The 23,830-nt window shown below is 56.5% G+C and carries 12 protein-coding genes; 8 read left to right on the top strand and 4 right to left on the bottom strand.

Going from position 1 to position 23,830, the window contains the following annotated elements; genetic code table 11:
• Positions 1–5 precede the first annotated feature (5 nt).
• Positions 6–5,366, bottom strand: a complete 5,361-nt coding sequence (locus RE6C_RS01365; RefSeq protein WP_008653157.1) for a cadherin domain-containing protein — start codon at positions 5,364–5,366, stop codon at positions 6–8.
• 722 nt (positions 5,367–6,088) lie between these two features.
• Between RE6C_RS01365 and RE6C_RS01355 the strand changes: the two genes are divergently transcribed.
• Positions 6,089–7,246 (top strand): S1C family serine protease, encoded by a 1,158-nt coding sequence (locus RE6C_RS01355; protein WP_008653155.1) that lies wholly within the window; start codon positions 6,089–6,091, stop codon positions 7,244–7,246.
• A 19-nt stretch (positions 7,247–7,265) separates the two neighbouring features.
• On the opposite strand, the gene RE6C_RS01350 is transcribed toward RE6C_RS01355, so the two are convergent.
• The 3 genes from RE6C_RS01350 to RE6C_RS01340 are packed head-to-tail and all read right to left on the bottom strand — an operon-like array spanning position 7,266 to position 11,301.
• Positions 7,266–8,552, bottom strand: a complete 1,287-nt coding sequence (locus RE6C_RS01350; RefSeq protein WP_008653154.1) for an ABC transporter permease — start codon at positions 8,550–8,552, stop codon at positions 7,266–7,268.
• Positions 8,553–8,572: 20 nt separating this feature from the next.
• Positions 8,573–10,096, bottom strand: coding sequence for a sugar ABC transporter ATP-binding protein (locus RE6C_RS01345; RefSeq protein ID WP_008653153.1), 1,524 nt, complete (start codon positions 10,094–10,096; stop codon positions 8,573–8,575).
• On the bottom strand, positions 10,093–11,301 hold the full coding sequence (locus RE6C_RS01340; protein ID WP_039960914.1) for a TlpA family protein disulfide reductase: 1,209 nt from the start codon (positions 11,299–11,301) through the stop codon (positions 10,093–10,095). Before RE6C_RS01340 ends, RE6C_RS01345 begins: the two co-directional genes overlap by 4 nt.
• A gap of 496 nt (positions 11,302–11,797) precedes the next feature.
• Here RE6C_RS01340 and RE6C_RS01330 point away from each other — a divergent pair, with 496 nt between their 5' ends.
• The 7 genes from RE6C_RS01330 to RE6C_RS01300 form a co-directional block, all read left to right on the top strand.
• Complete coding sequence (locus RE6C_RS01330; RefSeq protein WP_008653149.1) at positions 11,798–14,752, top strand: secretin N-terminal domain-containing protein; 2,955 nt, start codon at positions 11,798–11,800, stop codon at positions 14,750–14,752.
• On the top strand, positions 14,752–17,676 hold the full coding sequence (locus RE6C_RS01325; RefSeq protein ID WP_008653145.1) for an MMPL family transporter: 2,925 nt from the start codon (positions 14,752–14,754) through the stop codon (positions 17,674–17,676). Before RE6C_RS01330 ends, RE6C_RS01325 begins: the two co-directional genes overlap by 1 nt.
• A 48-nt stretch (positions 17,677–17,724) precedes the next feature.
• Positions 17,725–17,937 carry a hypothetical protein gene (locus RE6C_RS01320; protein WP_007327202.1) on the top strand — a complete coding sequence of 71 codons (213 nt, stop codon included), beginning with the start codon at positions 17,725–17,727 and terminating at the stop codon, positions 17,935–17,937.
• 5 nt (positions 17,938–17,942) lie between these two features.
• Entirely contained in the window at positions 17,943–19,358 is a 1,416-nt protein-coding gene (gene miaB / locus RE6C_RS01315; protein WP_039960908.1) for a tRNA (N6-isopentenyl adenosine(37)-C2)-methylthiotransferase MiaB, read from the top strand.
• Positions 19,359–19,413: 55 nt separating this feature from the next.
• Positions 19,414–20,712 carry a M16 family metallopeptidase gene (locus RE6C_RS01310; RefSeq protein ID WP_008653137.1) on the top strand — a complete coding sequence of 433 codons (1,299 nt, stop codon included), beginning with the start codon at positions 19,414–19,416 and terminating at the stop codon, positions 20,710–20,712.
• The gene (locus RE6C_RS01305; RefSeq protein WP_008653134.1) at positions 20,709–21,971 is read left to right on the top strand and encodes a M16 family metallopeptidase; all 1,263 of its coding nucleotides are present in this window, start codon (positions 20,709–20,711) and stop codon (positions 21,969–21,971) included. The genes RE6C_RS01310 and RE6C_RS01305 overlap by 4 nt, the downstream gene beginning before the upstream one ends.
• Before the next feature lie 7 nt (positions 21,972–21,978).
• Positions 21,979–23,830, top strand: a 1,852-nt coding sequence (locus RE6C_RS01300; protein ID WP_008653131.1) for a hypothetical protein, incomplete at its 3' end; no start/stop codon positions are given.

Below are 23,830 nucleotides of genomic sequence, written 5' to 3'. Positions count from 1 at the left end.
TTCCTTCAGAACAGCGAGGGGGTATCGAATTCAGCCGCCAACACTTCATCGACCGCATCTTCGCGACGCAAGAAGTCATCGGACGAAATCTCGACCAAAACCGGTTCGGCACCAGCGTTTTCTTCTTCCAGACGATTGATCTCGTTGATCACCATCAAGGCGTCCAACGAGGTCACTTCACCGTTGCCGGAAACATCCAGGTACCCGGGGAACGATTGCATGTTTCCAGGCTCCAAACGACCGGGGCCATTGGCTTCCAGGTAGTTGATGATCCGCAGTGCATCCAGAGGTGCAACCGATTGGTTTCGGTCAACATCGTAACGGTTGCGAGCGTTTTGGAACGGTGTTTGTCCCAACCCGACCGTGTAGGTGAACTGCACATCCGTCGCGAGCGGACGAGGTCCAAACTCCAACGCACGAGCCGTCAAGTTGTAGACACCGGTGTCGAATGGTCCCGGTGTTGCAACTAGCGTTCGTGTTTCGATGTCGTACTTCATCCAGCTCGGCAAGGTACCCGATTGACCAAAGATGCGGATCGAGAAGTTTCCGCCCTCTGGATCACTGACCATGTTATCGGGCAATTGGAATTCCAGGTATTGCCCACTGACCAACGCACGGTCTTGGAAAGTTGCATCGGCCATCGCCATATCAAACACGGGTGGTTCGTTGACGTTGTTGACCTGCACCGTGATGGTGCGATCCGTCGTCGCGGTTCCATCGTCGGCCCGAATCACCAACGTTTGAGCGGGTGCGTCAGGCGCATCGACGTCAAAGACAGCGTTCGGACGAACCCGAAGCAATCGCGAATTGGGATCCAAATCGAAATTGGAGAACCCGGTGCCGCCAACCAATTGGGTCGTGACCAAGTCACCGTCGGGATCCGCCACACCGATCCGTCCGACAATCACCCAGTTATCGCTCGAGGCGGGTGCACCGTTTGGATACGGCACTTCCGAAACGACGACACGTTCGGTGGTGATACTAGGATTCTCGTTGCGGTTCAGCACTTCCACCAACAAAGTCGCCGTGAATGGTGCGACGGAGCTGTCGACGGTGTCCGTGATCCGGAAGTTCAATTGGTGAACCGATTGATCCTCAAAATCGAGTTCCACTCCAGACGCGATTCGGAGTGTCCCAGTACCCGCTTCAGCACCGGTTCCGGCAACGAACTCAAACAATGAGTTCGATGGACCGTCCAGCAATTCAATGCTGTGATCTTGCGGTCGCTGTTCAGGGTCCACCAACGTCAGGATTCGATCCGCGGAGGGTACGCTGCCCTCGTTGAACTGGACCACCGATGGTTGCAGCCTTGGTTGTTCGTTCACACCCAAGACTGAAATCTGGACATTCACCGTTTCGGCCAACGGCGGGCCACCATTGTCGCTGACGCGAACTCGCAACGTCATGTTCGGGAACGTTTCGAAATCCAACTCCGCACCGGGCAACAACCTCACGGCACCTTCTTGGGTGACACGAACGAAGTTGGCCGCGACTCCGCCGACCACTTCGAATTGATGCATCTGGCCTTCATCGGGATCGTCAACTTCCAAACGGAACAATTCACCCGTCGCGTCTTCGGACACAGTGAACTGAGTTTGTGAGATTGTCGGCCGGTCGTTTTCGTTGAGCACAAGGATCTGCTGTTCAACAATGTTTTCCGCCGGAATGGCTGCGTCATCGCTGACACGAACGAGCAAAGTTCGCTGCGTGTTGTTCTCGAAGTCCAAACTATCCGCATTCAGCAACGTCACCACACCGGTGACTGGATCGACGCTGAAGTCATTCTGGGCTTCACCACCAACCAGCTCGAACGAGAGTTGTTGACGGAATGCGATGTCGGGATCAAACGCTTTGATGCGTCCAATCGCGGAACCCGCCGGCACATCTTCTGTGACCACCAACGGTGTGTCGTCCACCACGGGAGCCTCGTTGATGTCTCGCAACGAAATTGTGATGCGGTTCGTGGTCTTTGCACCCGCGGCATCCGTGATTCGCATCGTAATGATCCGGTTGGGCTCGGTTTCGAAATCCAAGTCCGAGTCCGTCGTCACGGTCAAATTACCGGTGGTCGAGTCGACTACCAATCCGGCGGAGTTCCCACCAATGATCTCATACAACAATGGCACGCCACCGTCAGCTGGCTGATCGGCGTCATCTGCTTGCTGCACAAGGATCTCAGTTCCGACCGGCAGATTCTCATCCACCAAAATGACTTGGTCAGTCGTCTTCGGCAGCGTGTTCACCCGGAACACATCTTCGAAGACAAAGTTGTCAAAGCGTGACACGGTGAAGGGATGCTCAGCCGTCCCCAATAGCGCCGTCGCTCCCGATCCGGTTTGGACCTGCAAGTCATAGTCGCCTTCGAACAGCGATCGCAATTCATAGATACCGTCTTGATCGGTCACCGCGGTCGCTTCGCTTTGCACGTAGGTCAATCGATCGAACGCACCAAACGTTGTCCCGCCACTGATCGTGGTGTCCGAATACGCTTCAACGCGAACGATCTCATCCGAAGGCACCGACAACGTCACCGTTTCTCGGCGACCATTAACCAACACGCCACTCACCGCCGTGGCGATCAAGTCACCATCAGCATTGAACGCATCCAAGCGCCCGTAAGAAACCAACGACGTGAACGCACTACCGAGAGCATCAATCGAAACCGACTTCACGGGGCGATAGAAATCAAACCGTAGCCGGTTGAAGGTTGAGAATTGTTGGAAGCCGCCGTCACTGAACACTCGGTTGCCGCTGATTCGGCCGCTCAAATATTGGCGTTCGGCCAAGACCGGCGTGTTCGAAAAGAGGCTGCCGCTTGTGCTGGTGATGGTCACGCCCGGGAATTCGTTTGTGAGCACGTACGTCAGATCCTGAACCGTTGGATCCAACGGATCGAATGGTGGCACCACATCATCGGGCTCGACGACAAATGTCAAATCGTCCAAGCGATCGTTGTCGTTGGTATCCGCGAAAACGGTGATGCCTTGACCGGGCAACCTCAAATCCTCTGGAGCTCCATCGGCGATGGCCCCCGCCGAGGGTGCCAGCAGGATCTGTCCGCGAGCACCGCCAACGAAATTGCTTTCGCCGATGTGGTTGAGCAAACGATCCGCAAGTGCCGGTTGCGAGACGGACGAAGCCAGCAACTCGTGCTTGCCACCAGTTTCGAACTCAATCGCAGATCCATCGGCCGCATCAACCGGTGTTCCGAATACCCAATCCTCCGGCGAGGACCCGATGGAATCGCCCAATCGACCAACGTAGCCAAAACCGTCAGCTTCCACGACCGTTCCGCCGGGCGGCAACACATAACTCCGCGCCGTGGAACTGATGTTTTCAGCGAACAGAATCGGTGCGTAGGAGAAGTTGTCGCCGAAGACGTAGTCTTGGATCGCAACGGCATCCAACACATTCCAAGTCGACAACAAACCACCATCGTCCGCTCGCTGGTCGTCATCCGTGTCGATGTCATCGCCGAGTGCCGGTGGGACATCCGACTGAATCAAGAAATACCCGCGGTTATCAAAAGTACGAAACAAGGAACCGTCGTCTGAATCATCCGAATAGATCCCGTCGGGAAGCCCCAGGAAACCCGACTGGTCACTTTCCAACACTCGCGATCCAAACGCGGCTTCGTATGAGTTGCCTTCTTGCAGCAACACGAGGAAACCATTGGCACCGAACGTTTGGCCCGACAAATCGATGATGGTCTCGACGGTACCTTCGTTGAGGGTGTCTTCGGAAATGGCAACGAAGTATGTTCCATCCTCCAATCGCTCGTTGGGCATCCCACGCAACTCGATGTATTGATCCGTCAAATCGTTGAACGTGGAAGCAAACCCTGCTTCGATCATCAACTCGTTGATCACCGGTTGATTCAATTCCACCGACAACACGGGCGGCAGAACGCGAATTTCCATCGTTCGCAGCGGCAGATCGATCCAAGCGGCATCGGACAGATCACGATCCACGACGATCTCAAGGTCGATGTTCGTGATCACGTTGACCGGATTGTTTGGGTCTGGCGAAACCACCACGCGACGGACTTGATTCCAATCGTCAGGCGTAAACACGAGCTGATTGGTTTCTAAGGTCACCCCAGGATTGCTTCCGCCGGGGGCGATGACTTCCAGGTTGAGGACAACATCCGAATCGGGTTGTCTGTTCAGCGTGATTTCCACCACATCGGGACCGATGGCACCGCCAACGACGGTCAATCCTTCTTGCCCCAACGCCCCAACACCTGACTCAGGGTTGCTGGGACGCACTCGGAATCCGATCACGTCGGGCGAGATCCCAAACTGCAGACCGGCCACGGTTTGGAACTCTGTCACTTCGACGTACTGAGAGTTGTTGCCCGTTGTTGGCCGAGTCAGCGCGACCGGTTTGATTGGTTGGCTGACATGGAAGGAATCCGAAACCAAACCCGTGTCGACATCGACCAAAATCGTCGACACCAATCCGGTGTCATCGGCATCAAACATGGTCACGTAGGTCGCATCAGCCGGCAAAGCCGCGGTCAGATCGGACCCCGCCAAACTCATCGTGAATGTATCGACACTTCGCGACGTGTAAGACAACGTACGCCCATTGCCGAACGTGTCGAACGCAAAGAACTCATTGTCCGTGTCATCGAATCCGATCAAGCGTCGATTGACGGGATCGAACGCAATATCAGCGACCGATGCCAAGCCTGAACGGCCCCCGCCGATCAAAGTCGCCTTCGCCGTGTTCACATCCAAACTGGCCAAACGTCGCAACGTGTTGTCGCCACCACCTCGCACCAAGGTGTAAACGCTGTCGGTGACCGCGTCGTAAGCCAACCCGCCAACGATATCGACGTTGGTGTTTCCCAGACGAGTGATCTCACCGTTGCTGGGGTTGATACGGAACACCTCATTGGCTCGAGTATCGACCGCCAGCAAATCACCATCATTGATGCGAGTGATGCCATCAAGCCGGCTGGTGATGGGTTGGCCGAGCAATTCCACCAATCGTTGGTTGTCGACCTCGTGCGTTCCAAATTGAAACGCTTGAGACGCACGGACGTTCACTCCCGATTCCTGCGTCACAGTTTCCAACAAGCCAAACGTCTTTTGAGGTGCGGTCTGCACCAAACCTTGTTCTGGCAAAACGCGAACGTGGTAGTCACCAGCGGGCAATTGCGAGAACGAGAAGAACCCGGCGGAGTCGGTCAGAACGGAATCTTCGCCCTCATCCATCCTTCCATTGACGTTCTCATCCAAGTAAACGCGAACGTCGGCGGCGCCGTTCTCGGTGCCCTGGCGAGTGCTGTCTTGATTGAGATCCAGAAACACTTCGCCACTGATCGCCGCCAACAAATGACGGCTCTCGAGTGTCTCCATCCGGATACTTCGCCGCCGTGCAAGTTTTCGTCGCTCTGACCGAACGCGAGCGTTTTTCGATCCGGAGCGGGACTGAGACGGTCGAGCTTTCCAAGGTGTACGTTTCATGATGAGACCAGCCATTCGCGTGCGATGTATCCCCTAATCAAGGGACCAGATAATTGCCCTCAGAATAAATGTCTGCATCCCGCCAAACAACATAGAACGCCCCTTTAACCCAAAAGACCGGAACAATCATTACCATTCCCCGCTCGGATTGAGCGAAATCCCTCGGATTCACGTTCGGATTGGTCGGTTTCTGGCAGTTATGCGTCACCCCGCCGGCAAACAAAAGCTGGTCCCGCGACTTGGACGATGCGTAGAATCGCCCCGCATTTCCGATCGTCATTTCAATCGGTCTGTGTTCGGGGCACCCCCGTTCCTCATCGTTCAACTCCCGCGTCCGGACGTTCGCCAACGTGATCAATCTCCAACGTGACGAATGCAGTTGTGTGTCAATTTCTGGCAAACACTTCCCGATCGCGGATGGAACTTCGATGAGTGTTTCCTTCAGAACAACCATCCACGCAGCGACACTTACGCTGCTGGCTTTGTTGTCTGGAGTTCACCATAGCCCGCTGGCATCGGCCCAAGACAACGGACCACGCCAAGGCCTGCGGGTAGGCTCTGATCGTGACATCGTTAGCAGTGGCTCTCGCTTGGAAGGGCCTCGGTCAGGCAAAATGTTGCCGACGTCGGATCAAGTCGACGTGGCGCGAGATCGTTTGTTCGAAGACTTGGCCGAAGAGTTTGAACACTTCGACCGGTTAGGCAATTTGGTCCGCCGGGTCAGCCACTTGGTTAAACCCAGCGTGATCCACATCGAGGCTCATAAGACGCAAGGCAGTGGTGCGACAGCCGAGTCGTTTGATGAAGCCGGCAGTGGTGTCGTTCTCGACGTCGCCGGTGAATCTTGGGTTCTGACCAATCGCCATGTCATCAAGGGTGCGGCGTCCAATCAAATTGTGATGCGTACCAGTGACGGTCGACGTTGGGTCCCGGAAAAAATCTTGATGGATCCCAACACCGACGTTGCTGTCATGAAACTGTCACCGTCGATCGCAGGAATCGAATCAGCTGAGCGGGACTCGATCCGTCGCGGAACCAGCTCGTTCGCCAAGATGCCACCCGCCGCTCGATTGGCCGACAGCGACGAAGTTCAAATCGGCGACTTCGTCATCGCCATCGGTAGCCCGTTCGGACTCAGCCATTCGGTCACGTTTGGCATCTTGAGTGCCAAGGGTCGACGCGACTTGTCATTGGGTGAAGAACGAATTGATCTGCAAGATTTCTTCCAAACCGATGCCGCAATCAACCCTGGCAACAGTGGTGGCCCGCTGCTGAACCTTCGCGGCGAAGTGATCGCGCTCAACACCGCGATTGCCAGCAGCAGCGGTGGCAGCGAAGGCATCGGATTCGCAATTCCGATCAACATGGCCGCTCGCGTGGCGGAAGAACTGATCGTTCACGGTCGCCTGCGTCGCGGGTACCTCGGCGTGACGTTGGACCCTAACTTCGCCGCCGCGGATCTGTCTCCGGCATCGGGCATCTACGCATCGATGAAGATCACACCCGACTTCGATTCGCGATTTGGTTCGCAAGAAGAAATCAAATTGGGTGGAGCACGCGTGAAGGACATTCGTCCTGGATCGCCGGCCGAATTGGCTCACCTGCAACGGGGCGACATCATCCTGCAGTTCGATTCCATCAACGTCGAAGACGATGATCACTTGGTTGCATTGGCCGGTATGGCCCAGCCCGATCAACGACCGATCTCGATGGTGATCCTGCGAGATGGCAAACGCTATCGCACCGAAGTCACGTTGACGTTCCAGCCCTGATCAGCAGGCTGACTGCGGTCTAGGTCGCGACCACGGACTTGGCTGACTTCCACAGCTGATAGCGTCGCCAGATTTCATCGAACAGCACGCTGGCCAGCAATGCGCCGCCAATGATGACCATCTCCCATTGCTGCTCGATGCCCAGCACCACGATGGCTTTGTACAGGCATCGCATCACCGCGGCACCCGCGATCACGCCAAAGACCGCTCCTCGGCCGCCGCGCAGTGAACAACCGCCCAGCACCGCTGCCGCGATTGCGTAGAGCTCGTAGAAATTGCCACTCGAACCGGGCTGGACTGAATTCCATTCCAACAGGAAAAGAATCCCGGCAAGAGCCGCCAGCAGACCACTGACGACATATGCCATCACAATCAGTCGTTCGGTGCGAATGCCGCTGAAACGAGCCGCTTCTTCGTTCTCGCCGACGGCCAACAAATGACGTCCCGCCACGCTGTGTTCCAAAAAGATCCATGCCGCGAAGGCGACGATGATCAACAATACACCGGTGAACGGGAACGCGATCCAAGTCCACTCGGACCAAGACTCCGACGCTCCCGATAGCTTCGCGACCAATGGCAATGGGAATTCAAAAACGTTGCCCGTCACCGTCGCTTTGAAATCGGCCAACGCGCTGCCCAACCCGACTTGATCATCCCCGGTCCAAACTCGAGCCAAACCGCGATAGACCAGCAACCCACAAAGCGTCACCACAAACGGTTGCAGGTGAGCCCGAGTAACAAGCAAGCCATGCAAGGCACCGATGAACGCACCAGCCAACAACACCAACCCGCAAGCGAGCAACGGATTGGTGTAGCGAATGCGTTCCAGCGAGACTTCCGTGCCCGTTTGCAACGAGCGTGCCGGGTTGCCGCTCGTCAGCCAGACGTTGCCGGCTTCTTCCACTTGCCCCGTGAGGTAGACCTTCGATTCACTGAATGCGCCCGCGTAAACGATCCGGTCACCCGCTCGGACCGGATCGATCCCGGTATCAATCCGAATTCGCGTGTCACCTTCGTCCGGACGTTCAATCACGGCGATACTTCCAATCGCATCGTATCTTTCGTAGCGCACATCGATGACTTGGACCATCATCACACCGCACAACGCAATCAGCGAACCGATCGACAGATCAATTCCGCCCGTGATGATCACCATGGCGACACCGATTGAGATCAATCCGTACAAACTGGTGTCACGGATCAGCGTCTTCAAGTTAGCAGCGGCGACAAAGTTGCCTTCCAACCAAGTTGCAATGACCACAATCGCGATCAGCAACGCGAAGATGCCAAAATTCTTTCCACGCATTCTATTCAACCTTGGGCTATTCAACCTTGGGCAGGTTCGCCCTTTGCCACCGCGAGACGCATGATCGCCTCTTCGGTCAATTCCGATCTTGTCAATTCACCCGCGACACAACCATCGGAAATGACAATCACCCGATCGGCGATCGCAAAGACTTCTTCCATTTCGCTGCTGACCACCAACACTCCCATGCCTTGGCTCGCCAACTGATCGATCACTTCGTAGATCTCAGATTTTGCGCCAATGTCGACGCCTCGTGTTGGCTCGTCGAGCATCAAGACCTTCACATCACCGGCCAACCACTTCGCCAAAGCCACCTTTTGCTGGTTTCCACCGGACAAAGAAGCAATCTCAATTTCTTGCGAAGCAGTCTTCACTCGCAGCCGATCGATCAATTCTGCGGCCGTTGCACGTTCCGTTTTGCGACTCCGGAACACTCCTTCTCGAGTCATCGAGACGATGGTCGCGTTATCACCCACGCTGGATTGGATCAACAAACCGGTCCGCTTCCGATCTTCCGGCACCAATGCCAACCCGGCTGCGATTGCCGAGTCGACACCGCCTTTGAGCGGTTCGGAATCGATCAAGATCTCGCCGCCGAACCGTTCGCGGACGCCGAAAATTGTTTCCACAATCTCGGTTCGCCCTGCCCCGACCAATCCGACGAGGGCGACCACTTCACCACCGAGCACTTGTAGATCAACCGGAGGTGCCGCACGGGATCCGACCTTCAACCCCGACACGGTGAGTCGAGGTTCAAGACACTCTTTCGCGGTTTCGTGAGATCGACGCGTGAGATCGCGTCCCACCATGGCACGCACCATGGTGTCGTGGGTGATGTTGCCCTTCGTCAGCGTTTCGACGTGCTCGCCGTCTCGCAGCACTTCCACTCGATCAGCCAAACGAATGATTTCATGCAAACGGTGCGAGATATAAAGGATCGCGACACCTTCTTCGCGAAGCCGTTCGATCAACTCGAACAACCGCAGCGATTCATCTTCGCTCAGACTGCTGGTCGGTTCGTCCATGATGACCACGCGAGCATCAGTCGATAAAGCACGTGCGATCTCGATCAGCTGCTTGGACGCAATGGGGAGCGGCCCGACAGGAGCATCCGGCGACACCGACAAACCAACTCGGTCCAGCCATGACGACGCCGTGCGTCGAAGCTCGGCACGATCCAGCAAGCCAAACCGAGAAGGCTCGCGACCGAGAAACAAATTCTCAGCAACGCTTAAATTGTCGTGCAGGTTCAGCTCTTGGTGAATCAACGCGATGCCAGCATCGATCGCATCACGGGGACCGGACCAAGAAAGCACTTGGCCGTCCAATTCAATTTCACCTTGGTCCGGCGAGACGATCCCGGCCAGCACTTTCATCAGCGTGCTTTTGCCGGCACCGTTTTCACCGATAACCGCGATGGCTTGGCCACCTTCCACTTCCATCGAAACATTCGACAGAGCTTGGGTGGAGCCAAACCGTTTACTGATTCCCGACAACCGCAAACGAGACGGTTGATCGGGCTTGTCCGCCTGTGACTGGATCACTCACCGTCTTCCGACGAGTCTTCCTTTTTATCGTCAGACTCTTCGGTGGCCGAACCCGCATCCGCGAGTTCTTCGAGCTCTTCCAGCATGCTTTCCATGCGGTCTTTTTGACGACCTTCCGATTTCTCGATCGCTTGTTTCTGTGCCTCAATCGCCTCGTCGAATCGTTCCAACGATGCGTTCATCTGAGCGACCAAGACGTGCATCAAAGGCTGAATTTGTGGATCAGCTCCTTCGATTTCAGCGTTGAGTGCAACCAACGTTTCGTCGGCCAACTTGCCAACTTTGGCTCCTTGTTGAATCGATGACATCAAACCATAGGAGAACTGAGCCATGGCTTGTGGGTTGCCCTTCGCGTCCTTCAGTTGACCACGGAAGTACGTCATCACGTCTTCGGAAAGATCACCCGAGTCCAGACGCAGACCGTACTTGAACTGAGTCAATTGCTCACGAACCGACTGGCCCATCTCGTCATCGACATCTTTGAACTCTTCCAAAATCTTGTCGATGACTTTGATGGCGTCGTCAAAGTTGCCTTCTCCGGCCAAACGATTGACCTTTTGCATCGCTTCTTCCAGACGCTGCTGGCGAGCCATCGATTCCTTGAAGGCTTCGCGATCCCACGTTCCTTCGATGACTTGTTCCAACGGCTCGTCGAGGCTCATTGGGTGTCCGATCCACTCAATCAAACCGGTCTTGCCAACCAAGAATGCGGCGGGAATCCCGTTTTGATTCGCGGCACGCATGTAGTCATCGGTCGATGAACCGTCGGGATCGACCGTCAGTGTGTAAGCCGATGTCAGTTCTGCAAACGTGACGCCTTCTTTGCCTGGGTAATCACGTTCCAGAATGCCTTCGACTGTTTCCAAATCTTCGTCCGAGATGCTGACGATCTGAACACCATTTTCGCGATGTCGTTCTTGCAGCTCAACCAGGTGAGGCATGCTTTGGATGCAGGGACCACACCAGGTCGCCCAAAACTCAACAACGTAGATTTTGCCATCTTCGAAATCGGTAACGGGACCGAATTTCCCGAGGTCTTCGTGGATGTAGTGCTCAATGTCGAGCGAAGGCGCTTTCGATCCCACGGTCAACGTCGGCTCGGCTTGGGCCGCAATGCCGCCGGTCAAAAAGGCAACTCCGCAGGCGGCACCTAGCAGAGTCTTACGTGTCCACGCGACGGGGAGCGAAAAAAAGCGGTTCATTGAAAACTACTTTGCGTTTGTTTGGTGAAAGAAGAAAATCGACCGAGCGGTGCTCGAAACTAAGTCTGACAATGTCTGTCTGGCGAAAACACTCGCCCATTTGGATTCAAAGCGGCCGTTCAATCAGAAGCAGCCCCCGCGACCTCGTTGCGACGAGGATCTTCCCGCGGGGCGCAACACGCATACTGTAGTGAACCAAACGCCAAATTGTTCAGCAGTGCAATCGTTGTTCCCCCAAAGCGTACCAATCGGCTTTTTGCGAGTCGATAGAACCCATTTGGCTCTCGTGGGGTGTTTTGTTTGTGTTATAGGAGGGGTTCATCCATAATACTCGTGCGGGTGCTTCATCCGCCGTCATCCCCGCACGACGTCCCCCAACGTCCCATTCTTCTTTCACAAGAGCGCACTTGTGCCGCTTTCACTTCCACCTGGAATGCCGAGATCTGCCGATCAATCCGGAGCCTGTCTCTGGGCGTCCCGCGTAGCAGTCTTGTCGATGTTTCTGGCGATTTTTTCATTGCCCGTCTCCGCCCAATCTCCCACGGTGATTCGGACCGCTGATGGCAAAACGATCACCACCAATGGTCCCATGCCGGCCCCTGGTGGACGTCCGCCAGGTGGCCCACCACCGGGTTCCAAACCCGATGGCAAGGATGGCGAGAAGAAAGATGCCAACGGCGGCGAAGGTAAACCGCCCGAATCAGCCGCTCCCAAGGTCATTCGCCGTGACAGCGTCGAAGCCAAGTCATCCGACCCAAGTGAATTGAAAGCCACCGTCGGCGACGACGGCAAAGTCGGCTTCCGGTTCCGCAATCAAGGCTGGGTCGATTTGGTGCGCTGGTTGTCAGACATCTCCGAACAACCGATCGACTGGCAAGAGTTGCCCGGGGACACCGTCAATTTGATCAGCCCCGATCGTTTGACCGTTTCCCAAACAGCTGACTTGATCAACCGCCACTTGCTGGCCCGCGGCTACACGATGCTAGACTTGGAAGGCGGCATCGCAATTGTCAAAACCGACGCCGTGAATCCTGGGATGGTGCGGCGCGTGGACGCCAGCGAACTGAACGACCTGGAGGATCACCGCTACGTTCGCACGATGCTCGACGCAGGTTGGCTGTCAGCAGAAAAACTCTCCGAAGAACTCAAAGCCATGCTCAGCAGCGCGGGCAAAATGATCCCGTTGGCAACCACCAACCGCATCGAAGTGATGGACGTCGCAGTGAACCTGCGGCAAGTCGCTCATTTGCTCGCCGAAGAACGCGACGCGGCCAGCCGAGACGCCTTGGCACCGGAGTTCCGTCTGCGGCACATCCCTGCCGAAGAAGCCAAAAGCATGCTGGAGCAATTCCTCGGCGTCGAGAAAAAAGACTCCGCCCCGATGTCTCAACAACAAATGCAAATGATGCAGCGAATGCAGCAGATGCAACAACAGCAAGGCAAAAAGGGTGGCGACACAAAAGGCGATGTCGAAATCTCAATCGTCGCCAACACACGTCAAAACTCCGTCCTCGTTCGAGCTCCGCTTGATCGAGTCGCGATCGCCGCTGAGTTCATCAAACGCATCGACGTGCCCGGTGGATCACTCCGCAGCCTCACCGATGCGACATCACGAGTCGATGTGTTTCGATTGGTATCACTGGATCCTGAAAAGCTGATCGAGATCGCTCAAGAGATGAACGTTCTGGAACCCACCACACGAATTCGCGTCGACAAAGACAACTCGGCGGTCATCGTTTCCGGCTCGGCCGCGGATCGCTTCATCATCAAATCGCTGATCGAACGGCTCGATGGCGGCAAACGCCGCTTGGAAGTGCTGCAATTGCGCCGTCTCGGTGCGGCCGAAGTGGCGGAGTCCATTTCATTCCTGATGGGTCAAGAACCCGAAGAAGACGACAACAACTCCCGTTCGCGATACAGCTACTACGGATGGGGCGGAAACGATGATGACGACGATAAAGACAAGGACAAATTCCGTGTGACCGCCAACGTCGCCTACCGCCAAGTCTTGCTTTGGGCGAATGAAACGGAAATGGAAGAGGTCCGTTCACTGCTGATCAAACTCGGTGAACTTCCACCGCCCGGCGGAAGCGAACGAACAATGCGTATCATCGAAGCTTCGGCCACTCCCGAAACGCTTGAGTACCTTCAACGTTTGCAACGACGTTGGCAACAGCTTTCCGGGACTGAATTGGTGCTACCGGATGCTGACGAATTCAAAGATCCGATCGATGCGATTGGCGAAGAACGCGAAGAAGAAGACACGAAAACCGAAGACGAAGATTCAACGGAAGAGACTGAGGAGGCTCCAGCGGTGATCTTGCCGCCGGAAACCGAACTCACCGGCATTGGTCAATCACAAGAGCAACTCACTTGGGTCAACGCTTTTTCCGATGACGGCGAGCCAACCAACTTGCCCAACCAGGAATCGACACCTGCAACCGACCGCTCGATCGCAACGACAACCAACGTTTCGTCCAAGCCAGCATCATCCAAGCCGAAGATCGAAATCAAGTTGGACGCGGCAGGCAATCTGATCCTCCGTAGTGACGACACCGACGCGCTGGATCGATTAGAAGACTTAATGCTCCAGGTCTCGCCACCAAGGCGTCCTTACCATGTTTTCCGTATCCGATATGCATCCGTTACCTACATCGCACTCGATCTGGAAGATTACTTCGAAGAGGACGGCGAAGACGATGAGGATGAATCGGATCGATTCTATCGCTACATCTTCGGCAGTGGAGATTCGGAAGACAAAGGTCCGAAAGGCCTGGATGCCGCGGGCAAATTGAAGTTTCTTCCTAACTCCGATACTGGCACTCTGATCGTCAGTGGGGCGACAGGTCAACAATTACAAACCATCGAAGAGCTCATCCGTTTGTGGGACGTTCCTGAACCGGTCAATCCGCGAAAGGTCCGGTACACAAAGCTGGTGCAGATCCAATATGGCAGTGCGGCGAAAATTGCCGAAACAGTGAAGGACGCGTATCGCGATTTGCTCAGCAGCAACGACAAAGCGTTCCAAGGCGGTGGTGGACGAGGCGGCCAACGTGGGGGGGCAAAGACGGCAAGTAACCGTGAGAGCGGCAGTGGATTGGAAGACAGCGAAAGCGGAAAAGATGGTGGCGGACAGGATTTCTCCTTCAACGGCAAGCTTTCCATGGGTGTCGACGAAGTCGGCAACACGTTGTTAATCAGTGCCGAAGGCGAGTCGCTGCTTGACTTGATCGCTGAGATGGTCGACAAGTTGGACGTTGCCGCGAAACCGGGAGGCGACGTTGAGATCATCAATCTCAGCGGAGGCGTCTCGGCCGAGGCCGTCCAGCGAGCCCTGGCGGCTTTGGGAGTTGAATCCGATGCGCGTCCTTCACGGGATCGCAATTCAAATTCAGATGATCGTCGGCGCGACAACAATGACTCCCCGCGTCGCCGTCCATCTCGCGATTAATGAAAACCAGCGCCACCCAACGATTCTCTCGACAGGTCATTGCACGTGCTCATTGGATCGTTTTGGGTTGGGTCGTTTTTGCAGTCCTCTGCAAAGCGTTTTCGCCTTCTTGGAAACAAGTCGCCCTCGACGGCGACTTCGAATATCTTCCCGCGACACAAACCAGCGTCGCGGGCGGCAAGTTGCTCGATGAAGCCTTCTTCGGCACGCGGGCACGCAGCCAAATGGTTGTCACGCTTTCTCGCGCCGAACAAGACCTGACAAAGACCGATCGTCTGATCGGCCTGGACTTGCTCCGCCGCCTCTATCACCGGCTCGGTGAAGTCGCTTGGCAACGTGCGATGCAACTTCGCGACGACAGCGGAGACGAGTCGATCAATCGATGGTGGGTGGTTGCCGCGCAGGCGTTTGACCAAGCAATCGAAATCGATTCGCAGTTCTACGAAGCTCTCGGCGACCGAGTCCCTGAGACTTCACCGACTCCCTACGAACCACGCATGGCGATCGCTTACTGGGACCGAGGCAATTTGCTCGGTTCGCAAATGGTGATCCAACCATCCACTGCACCGGAGACAGCCGCCGCTCCTGGCGACACCGATGCGGAGACCGAACCGGACAAAAAAGCATCCTCCATTTCCGAAACCACCGCCCGTGTGGCCGAGGATCTCGAAGCCGCTTTGGTCTTGGACTCAGACCTCCCCATGTCCGTGTTGCCGATTTCAAAGCGGCCACTGAAGGACTGGGAACCGCTGCTGGACATCTACAGCTGGGAAGATCGCACGCTGGGTTCACAGCTGAAAACCCCGCGCGCTCGCCTCGCTGTGCTGACTCTTTCTAGCGAACTGGCGGCAACGGGCAACATCGAACTGCTGGAACAACTGCAAGAGATCGTCGACGAAACGATCGCCTACAGCCACGCCTACCTGACCGAAGACGAACGTTCCGAAACAGGATCACCGCAGTTGATCGTCACCGGTTCAGCCGCGATCGGCGGACAAACCCTTTCGGCCGCTCGCTCCGCCATTCAGTACACGGAGTGGTTCACGGTCGTGATGATCCTACTGCTGCTGTCCATCGTGTATCGCGCCCCGCTGCTGGTCGCCGTGCCTTTGTTTTCAATCGCGATCGCGGTGATGGTGTCGACCGCCGCGGTCACGTTTCTAACACAGTTGTCGCAATCCGGTCTGGTTCCCGGGCTAGATATTCAGATCTACACGACCAGCCGAATCTTTGTGGTTGTCATCTTGTTCGGTGCTGGCACGGACTATTGCTTGTTCTTGATTGCTCGTTTGCGAGAAGAAGCCGCTCAGTCACCTTGGCCCGTCGCATGTCGCAAAGCACTCACGCAGGTCAGCGGCGCGTTGATCGGCAGCGCCATGACAACGATCGTTGGCTTGGGCATGCTTTGGTTTGCCGACTTCGGAAAGTTTCATCACACCGGCCCAATCATCGCGGTGTGCTTGTCGATCGGATTGCTGGTCTGCATGACGCTCACACCCGCATGTCTGTGCTTGTTAGGCCCCAAAGTCTTCTGGCCCACATCGGCCGGTCAGGTCAGCCGCGAACCACGGATTCAGTTGATCGGCAATCGCAGCGTCAACGACAAAGACAGCTCAGCCGGTGATCTCCTGTGGAACTGGATGGCGATCCAGTTGACGCGTCGCCCGTTAGCGACATTGCTGATTGGATTGGCGTTGCTGCTGCCACCGGCTTGGATCGGTTTTCAAAACGAACGCACCGTCACCTACGACATCAGCGGACAATTGTCCGCTTCAGCCAGCACACGACAGGGCATGCGAGTGCTCGATCGAGAGTTTGGCATCGGCCAACTCGCACCGATCTCGGTGCTGATGCTGTCCGAACAACCAATGCAAAAAGAGGAACAAAAAGAAACCCTGCAAACTATCACGCAGGCGCTCTATCAAACCGAGGGCGTCACCGCCGTTCGTCATCGCAATGATCCGCTGGGGGATTTCCCTCCGGATCGCGAAATGAGTTTGCTCAGTAGTGAAGCCTGGCGCCGCCGGGCACTTCAGAATCATCGTTTAACGCAGCTGCACTTTGTGTCTTCGATGCCGCAGTACGCCGATCGGCTGATTCGAATGGACGTGATCATCGAGGAAGATCCGTTCAGCGAGGATGCCGGCAACAGCCTGAAGCGAATTGAAGAAACCATCGCCGAGCAGACCGCCGCATTCGGTCAAGCCGGACTCAAAATCGATGCGTTCTATGCGGGCACAACACCATCCATCGTGGACCTTCGCGAAGTCACCCTTTCGGACACCTTTCGAATCAAGCTCGCCGTGATCGCCGCCGTTTTCGCGGTGCTGGTGCTGGTGATTCGGCGCGTTGCACTCTCGATCTATCTGATCGCCACCGTCTTGCTCAGCTACTACACCACCCTCGGGCTGACGTACCTGTTCTTTCGTTTTTGGCACGGACCAACCTTCCCAGGTTTGGATTGGAAACTGCCGATTTTCTTGTTTGTGATCCTGGTCGCCGTGGGCCAGGACTACAACGTTTACTTGGTCACCCGAATTCTGGAAGAGAAACGCAAACTCGGTTCTCTCGCCGCGGTCCGCCGCGCGGTGGCTCGAACCGGCGGCATCATCACCGCCTGCGGCTTGGTCATGGCCGCCACCTTCATCAGCATGACAGCGTCGTCCTGGTGGCCCTGGATCACTCAAAGCTTCGCGTTCCTGACCAGTGACGACGCCGCATCGCTCGGCGACCAAATTGCCAAGCAACCGACCACGCTGCGGGGAATCACGGAACTCGGGTTTGCACTCGGTCTCGGAGTCCTGCTGGACACGCTTTATGTGCGAACGGTCCTCGTGCCCAGCTTTGTGGTGCTTCACGACCAATGGCGAAAATCGTCGTCTTCCCAACGTTTTCAAAGGCCAAACGGGGCCTCAACCGATTGAAAAAGGCTCGTCTTCCGAGAAACGCCCTCGTGGCGTTATCCTGGAGCGATGAATGCGCTGTGGGGACAAACTTTTCTGACCAATATCAACTGGCTGTGGGTCGCCGGAGCGGCGGTTGCCGCCTGGATCGTCGTGGGTGCAATGAACCGACGACAAGCCCATCTGACGGGGCTCTTGCGGGACCACGTTAACCGCACCCAAGAGGCCCAACGGGCCGCCATCGAAGCCAGCAAAAAACCTTCCGAAGACGAGCCGGAGTGATCTCCATGACTAAAACTGTTTACATCAAGACCGTCGGCTGCCAGATGAATGTTCTGGACAGCGAAATGGTGATCGCCGACTTGAAACGTCACGGCTACACCGTCGTCGATTCTCCCGGCGAAGCCGACCTACTGCTCTACAACACATGCAGCATTCGCGAGCAGGCCGAAGAAAAAACGTACAGCGCCCTCGGCAAACTCAAAGAAACCAAAGCTCGCCACCCCGAAAAAACCATCGGCGTGATGGGATGCATGGCTCAGAAAGACCAAGAAACGATCTTTCGACGTGCCCCCTTCGTCGACATGGTCGTCGGCCCCGGACAACTGCACGCGATTCCCGACATGCTGACGAAAGTCACCAGCGGCGAAGGACGGCAAATGGCCGTTTCGCTGGGTCGCAAAGATGGCAAGCAAACCGTCGTCGCTCGCAGCCATGAAACGTTCGATCCTTTGCGGGATCCAACCATGCGGCCGACTCCCTTCCAAGCCTACCTGCGAATCCAAATCGGCTGCGACAAATTCTGCACCTACTGCGTCGTGCCCAACACTCGCGGTCCCGAACAAGGCCGATCGCCCGAAGAGATCGTTTCCGAAGCTCGCGTGCTCGCTGAACAAGGTGCACTCGAAATCACGTTGCTCGGACAAACCGTCAACAGCTATCGCCACCGCGGACCGGACGGCGAAACCGACATGGCTGGACTGCTGGAACGTCTGCACGACATCGATGGTTTGAAACGCATCAAGTTTGTGACGAACTACCCCAAAGACATGACCGCCCGGTTGCTGGAAACCATTCGCGATCTGCCCAAGGTGTCGCCTTACTTGCACGTGCCAGCACAAAGCGGCAGCGACGCGGTTCTTAAACGCATGAAACGCGGCTACACGATCGCCGACTACATGGAGATGTTCGAACGGATTGAAACGATCCTACCCGAAGCCTCGGTCAGCAGTGACTTCATCGTTGGCTTCTGCGGCGAAACCGATGAGGACTTCCAAAAGTCGGTGAAACTGATCGAACGCTGCCGATTCAAGAACAGCTTCATCTTCCAGTACAGCGTTCGCGAAGGCACCAAAGCCGCCGCCAACCTGATCGACGATGTGCCTCGCGAAGTCAAAGCGGCTCGCAACAACGAACTGCTGGCGGTCCAAGATCGAATCTCGAAAGAGGACAACCAAAAACTGATTGGCGACACCGTCGAGGTGCTGGTCGAGGGACCAAGCAAGAAAGCCGATAGATCCGATCCGGATGCGCCCGTCGTTCAAATGACCGGACGAACCATCTGCGACCGAATCGTGGTGTTTGATGGCAACCGACGCCAAGCCGGCCAATTGATGGACATTCAAATCGACGATGTCAGCAGCCACACGCTGATCGGCCGCGTCAAAACAGTGGAAGTTGTCTCGCTCGGAATGCCGGGCTAGCTCCCAGCTCCCAGGTCCCTAGCTCCTCCTCAGCCCTCAGCCCTCAGCGATTCCCTTGCTCAGCACTCAATCTCCCCCGATTCAAACTCGAACGCTCGACAACGGCCTGACCGTCGTCGTGCAACCGATGCCTTGGCTGCGAACCGCCGCGTACACGCTGTGGTTGCCTGCCGGGATCACAACCGAATTGCATGGTTTGAGCGAAGCACAACTGGCCGACACGGAGTTCTTGGCTCGTCGCGATGGCCTGGCTTCGCTGACCTGCGAAATGGTCCAGCGTGGTGCCGGTGCCTACAACAGTCGCCAACTGGTTGCCGCCGAAGACAACCTGGGCATCGACAGCGGCAACTCGGCCGCGACCAGCGTCGCCGGTTACTCCGCACGCATGCCCGCGGACTCATTGCTTCCCGCCATCGAATTGCTGGCCGACGTCGTTCGTCGACCACACTTGCCAGGCAACCAATTCGACGACGCCAAAATGATTCTTCGGCAAGAACTCGCCGCGTTCCAAGACGAACCGACTCAGCGTTTGATGCGTCGTCTTCGCGAGCGTCAATACGGGCCGTACCTGGGACGAGGTGGATACGCCAGCGAAGCGAGCCTGGAAGCGCTCAGCATGGACGACGTCCGCCAGTTCTACACCGATCAATATCATGCCGGTGGAAGCGTGCTGGCCGTCGCGGGCAACTTCGACGCCAATCAAATCTTTGACTCCATCGAGCAATCCTTTGGCGATTGGAAATCAGGCAAACGCCCTGCCCTGCCCTCCCCTGCCCCGATCGATGGCAACGAACACATCGAGTTGCCCAGCAGCCAAACGCACATCGGATTTTCTTTCGATTCGATTCCCTACGGCAGCGATGACTACTTCGTCATGCGAGCCGGAATCGGAATCCTCAGCGATGGCATGAGCAGTCGCCTGTTCGATCGCGTTCGCGAACAACGCGGACTGTGCTACAGCGTGTGGGCCAGCACACACACGATCGGCCAGAACGGTGCCGTGTTCGGTTACGCCGGCACCACGCCCGCTCGAGCACAGGAAACGCTGGACGTCAGCCTTCGCGAAATCCAGAACCTAGCCGACGACCTCGAACAAGAAGAACTCTCGCGTTGGAAAGTTCGCATCGAAAGCGGACTGATCATGGAACAAGAATCCGCCGGCTCACGAGCCAGCTCACTCGCATCCGACCAATATCAACTCGGACGCGTCATTCCAACCGAAGAACTCGAAGCCAAAATCGAAGCCATCACCCTCGACCAAGTCGCATCCTATTTTCGCCAACACGGCCCGCGGCAATTCCGAATCGTGACCGTCGGACCGGAAGCCCTTCAAGGAGGCGAAACGCTCGCATGAACGAACTCAAATCAACGACCCTGGCCAATGGGTTGCGAATCGTTGCCGACATCGACCTACGTGGTTACTCCGCTGCGGTCGGTTACTTCGTGCGAGCCGGTGCTCGTGACGAAACCGACATCGAATCGGGACTCAGCCACTTCCTCGAACACATGATGTTCAAAGGAACCGCTCGTCGATCGGCCGCCGACGTGAATCGCGAACTGGACGAACTCGGCGGTCAATCCAACGCCTACACGTCCGAGGAACAAACGGTTTACTATTCGTCTGTGCTGCCCAAGTACCAAGACCGAATGGTCGACTTGCTGACCGACATGCTCAGCCCGTCGCTCGACGCCGACGATTTCGCGACCGAGCGAAACGTGATCCTGGAAGAAATCGCCAAGTACGAAGACCAGCCCCCGTTTGGCGCCTTCGAACGGGTGATGGAATGTGCCTACGGACCTCGCGGGCTGGGACGGCGCGTGCTTGGCACGACTCACTCGATCGAATCGATGCAAGTCGAATCGATGCGAGCCTATTTCAATCGCCGTTATCGCCCCGAGAACATTGTGCTGGCCGCCAGTGGCAACGTCGACTTTGATGGCTTGGTCGCTCAAGCCGAAAAGATGACGCAGCATTGGCTCGACCGCCCTGCCCCGACGGATCTGGCCGGTGATGACCTCAGCACCACCCCCGAAGGCATCGAACTGACACAGCACTTGAGTGTCCCCGATGCAGCACAAAGTTACCGGGTGACTCTTGGCGATGGCCCGTCCATGCAGTCACCGCTCCGCTACGCAATGCGGTTGCTGGCGTCCATCGTCGGCGATGATGGCGGCAGTCGGCTGTTCTGGGATTTGATTGACACCGGCCGCGCCGAAGTCGCCACGCTTTGGCCGCAAGAGTTCACCGACACCGGTGCCCTGTTCACCTACTTGGTCTGCGCCGCCGACGACATGGATTCCAACGTTCGGTTGATGAACGAAGTCCTTGGCCGAGTTGCCCGTGACGGCGTCGAACAATCCGAGCTGGACCAAATCATCAATAAGACGGTCGCCGGCTGCATCATGCAATCCGAACGCCCATCAAACCGCTTGTTCGGGTTAGGCAGTCGCTGGTTGTGCTGTGGTGACCACCTGTCTCTCGATGAGTTGCTGGACGCCTACCGTGGTGTGACAATCGAAAGCGTTGCCGAAGCCGCCCGAACCTACTTGGGCCAATCAGCAACCGAAGTCGTTGCCTCCTCCGCTGAACCGCAATCCAATTTGGTTGGTTGATTAAAAGATGAGCGACACGGTCCCCGAGCTGCTACGCCTGAACGATCGCGTCACACTGCTGCCCATCATCCACGGCAGTGGCCAGTTCGCCTGGCTGACCCGTCGGTTCATGCTCGAACACAACTTCGATTGCCTGGCCGTTCCGCTGCCGCCGTCCTTCCAACAACCGGTTGAAGAAGCGGTCTTGGAACTCCCGCGTCCTTCGATCGTGTTGCAACACCCCGCATCACAATCAACGTTCGAACCGCCGCTGCCCTTCAATCCTGAATTGTCGGCCGAAGAATACGGCGAGTCAGCCGACGAAGACGCTGATCCCCTGCCAAGCAGCTACGTGCCGATCGATCCGTGCCAAAGCGTGATCATGGCAATCCGCGCCGCGATGGGCGAACACATCCCGCGGCACTTCATTGATCTGGAAACGAACCACTTCCAACCTTTCTCGACCGTCATGCCCGACGCGCATGCGGTCCGGCACGTTGCGATTGAAAAGTTCGCCGCCGCGATCCTCCCCAGCATTCCACCACCGAGCGATGAGCTGACTCGCGACCGAATGCATTACATGGCCGCTCAGCTCACCGAACTAGAAAAGATCTACCAGCGGATTCTGCTGGTCACCAGCATTCTGCATTGGCCATGGATTCGCGATGCCCACCGACTCCTGCGAACCGACCAAGGCCGATCGGTTGATGACCTCGAAAACGAAGAGGTCTCCACACCGACTCGGCACAAAATCAATTCGAAAACGCTGCTGTTCTTGTTCGGCGAGTTGCCTTTCATCACGTCGCTCCACGAACGTGCGCGAGCCGAACTGGAAGACGACGAAAATTTGCAGATAGACGGCGTCAAGGAACTGTTGATCGCCGGCCGACAAAGCTACCTCGACGACCTGGGCAACCGAGCCCGCAAGATCACGCCGTTGCTGCTTTCGAAGTGCTTGCAATACATCCGCAACTTGTCGTTGATCAACCGCCGGATGACCCCGGACATGGTCACGATCATCACCGCCTGCAAACAAGTCCTCGGCGACCAGTTCGCATTGCATGTCACCGAGGTCGCGACCAAGTACGCCTACGCGGACGAACCTGGTGCCAACTCCGACCAATGGATCCCTGAATCCGATCAACCGATCACGCTGGGAATCGACCAAGCTCGCTTGCCCAATCAAGATGTCGTGTCGCTGGTCAATCGTTTGCCAGGACCACCGATTTCGTGGCAAACGATCCAGCTCCAGCGACGGCCCAACGACAAAGAACGTCATGAATGGCAGCACAATTGGAACCCCTATTCCCAGTGCAGCTACCCGCCCGAAGACGAACGCATTGAACTGCTGAGAAACCGAGTCAGCGAACGAGCCCAGGCGATCATGGGCCAAGACTTAGCTCGCACTGAAAAGTTCACCACCAGCGTCAAAGACGGAATCGACATCCGGGACACAATTCGACATTGGTACGAAAAAGAGATCTACGTTAAAGTCATGCCGCCCAGTCGCGGGCAACTCGATGCCTGCCTGATGCTGTTTGACTCCCCCGCCGACCCTCGAGACTACCCCTGGCGCACGACTTGGTTCGCTGAGCACGAATGGGAATCCACGCTCGCATTCTTCGCCAGTGACTTCCAACAAGAGATGGTCGGCCCAGGCATCGGGCTGGGGATCTATGGTGGTGCGATGTTCTTGTATCCGCCCGTACCGATTCGCGACATCTGGCGTGACCGTCGGTTGAATTTCACCGAGACGCTGGAAGAACGATTGATTGCCGCTGCCTGCATGCACTCACGCAGCAAACACGTCGCGATCATGAGCCCCCTGCCGCCCGGCGGCGGATGGAAACGCTTGGCCCGCCGGTTCAAGAAGCACCTGG

Origin of the sequence: Rhodopirellula europaea 6C (assembly GCF_000338295.1) — a bacterium.
In the GTDB taxonomy this organism is placed as follows: Bacteria; Planctomycetota; Planctomycetia; order Pirellulales; family Pirellulaceae; genus Rhodopirellula; species Rhodopirellula europaea.
This window is presented reverse-complemented; position numbering and strand designations above follow the sequence as displayed.

What these genes read in the sequence shown, in the direction of transcription:
- RE6C_RS01365 (WP_008653157.1), bottom strand. Translation starts at nt 5,366, where the DNA reads ATGGAGACACTCGAGAGCCGTCATTTGTTGGCGGCGATCAGTGGCGAA.
- RE6C_RS01355 (WP_008653155.1), top strand. Translation starts at nt 6,089, where the DNA reads ATGTTGCCGACGTCGGATCAAGTCGACGTGGCGCGAGATCGTTTGTTC.
- RE6C_RS01350 (WP_008653154.1), bottom strand. Translation starts at nt 8,552, where the DNA reads ATGCGTGGAAAGAATTTTGGCATCTTCGCGTTGCTGATCGCGATTGTG.
- RE6C_RS01340 (WP_039960914.1), bottom strand. Translation starts at nt 11,301, where the DNA reads ATGAACCGCTTTTTTTCGCTCCCCGTCGCGTGGACACGTAAGACTCTG.
- RE6C_RS01330 (WP_008653149.1), top strand. Translation starts at nt 11,798, where the DNA reads ATGTTTCTGGCGATTTTTTCATTGCCCGTCTCCGCCCAATCTCCCACG.
- RE6C_RS01325 (WP_008653145.1), top strand. Translation starts at nt 14,752, where the DNA reads ATGAAAACCAGCGCCACCCAACGATTCTCTCGACAGGTCATTGCACGT.
- RE6C_RS01320 (WP_007327202.1), top strand. Translation starts at nt 17,725, where the DNA reads ATGAATGCGCTGTGGGGACAAACTTTTCTGACCAATATCAACTGGCTG.
- miaB (WP_039960908.1), top strand. Translation starts at nt 17,943, where the DNA reads ATGACTAAAACTGTTTACATCAAGACCGTCGGCTGCCAGATGAATGTT.
- RE6C_RS01305 (WP_008653134.1), top strand. Translation starts at nt 20,709, where the DNA reads ATGAACGAACTCAAATCAACGACCCTGGCCAATGGGTTGCGAATCGTT.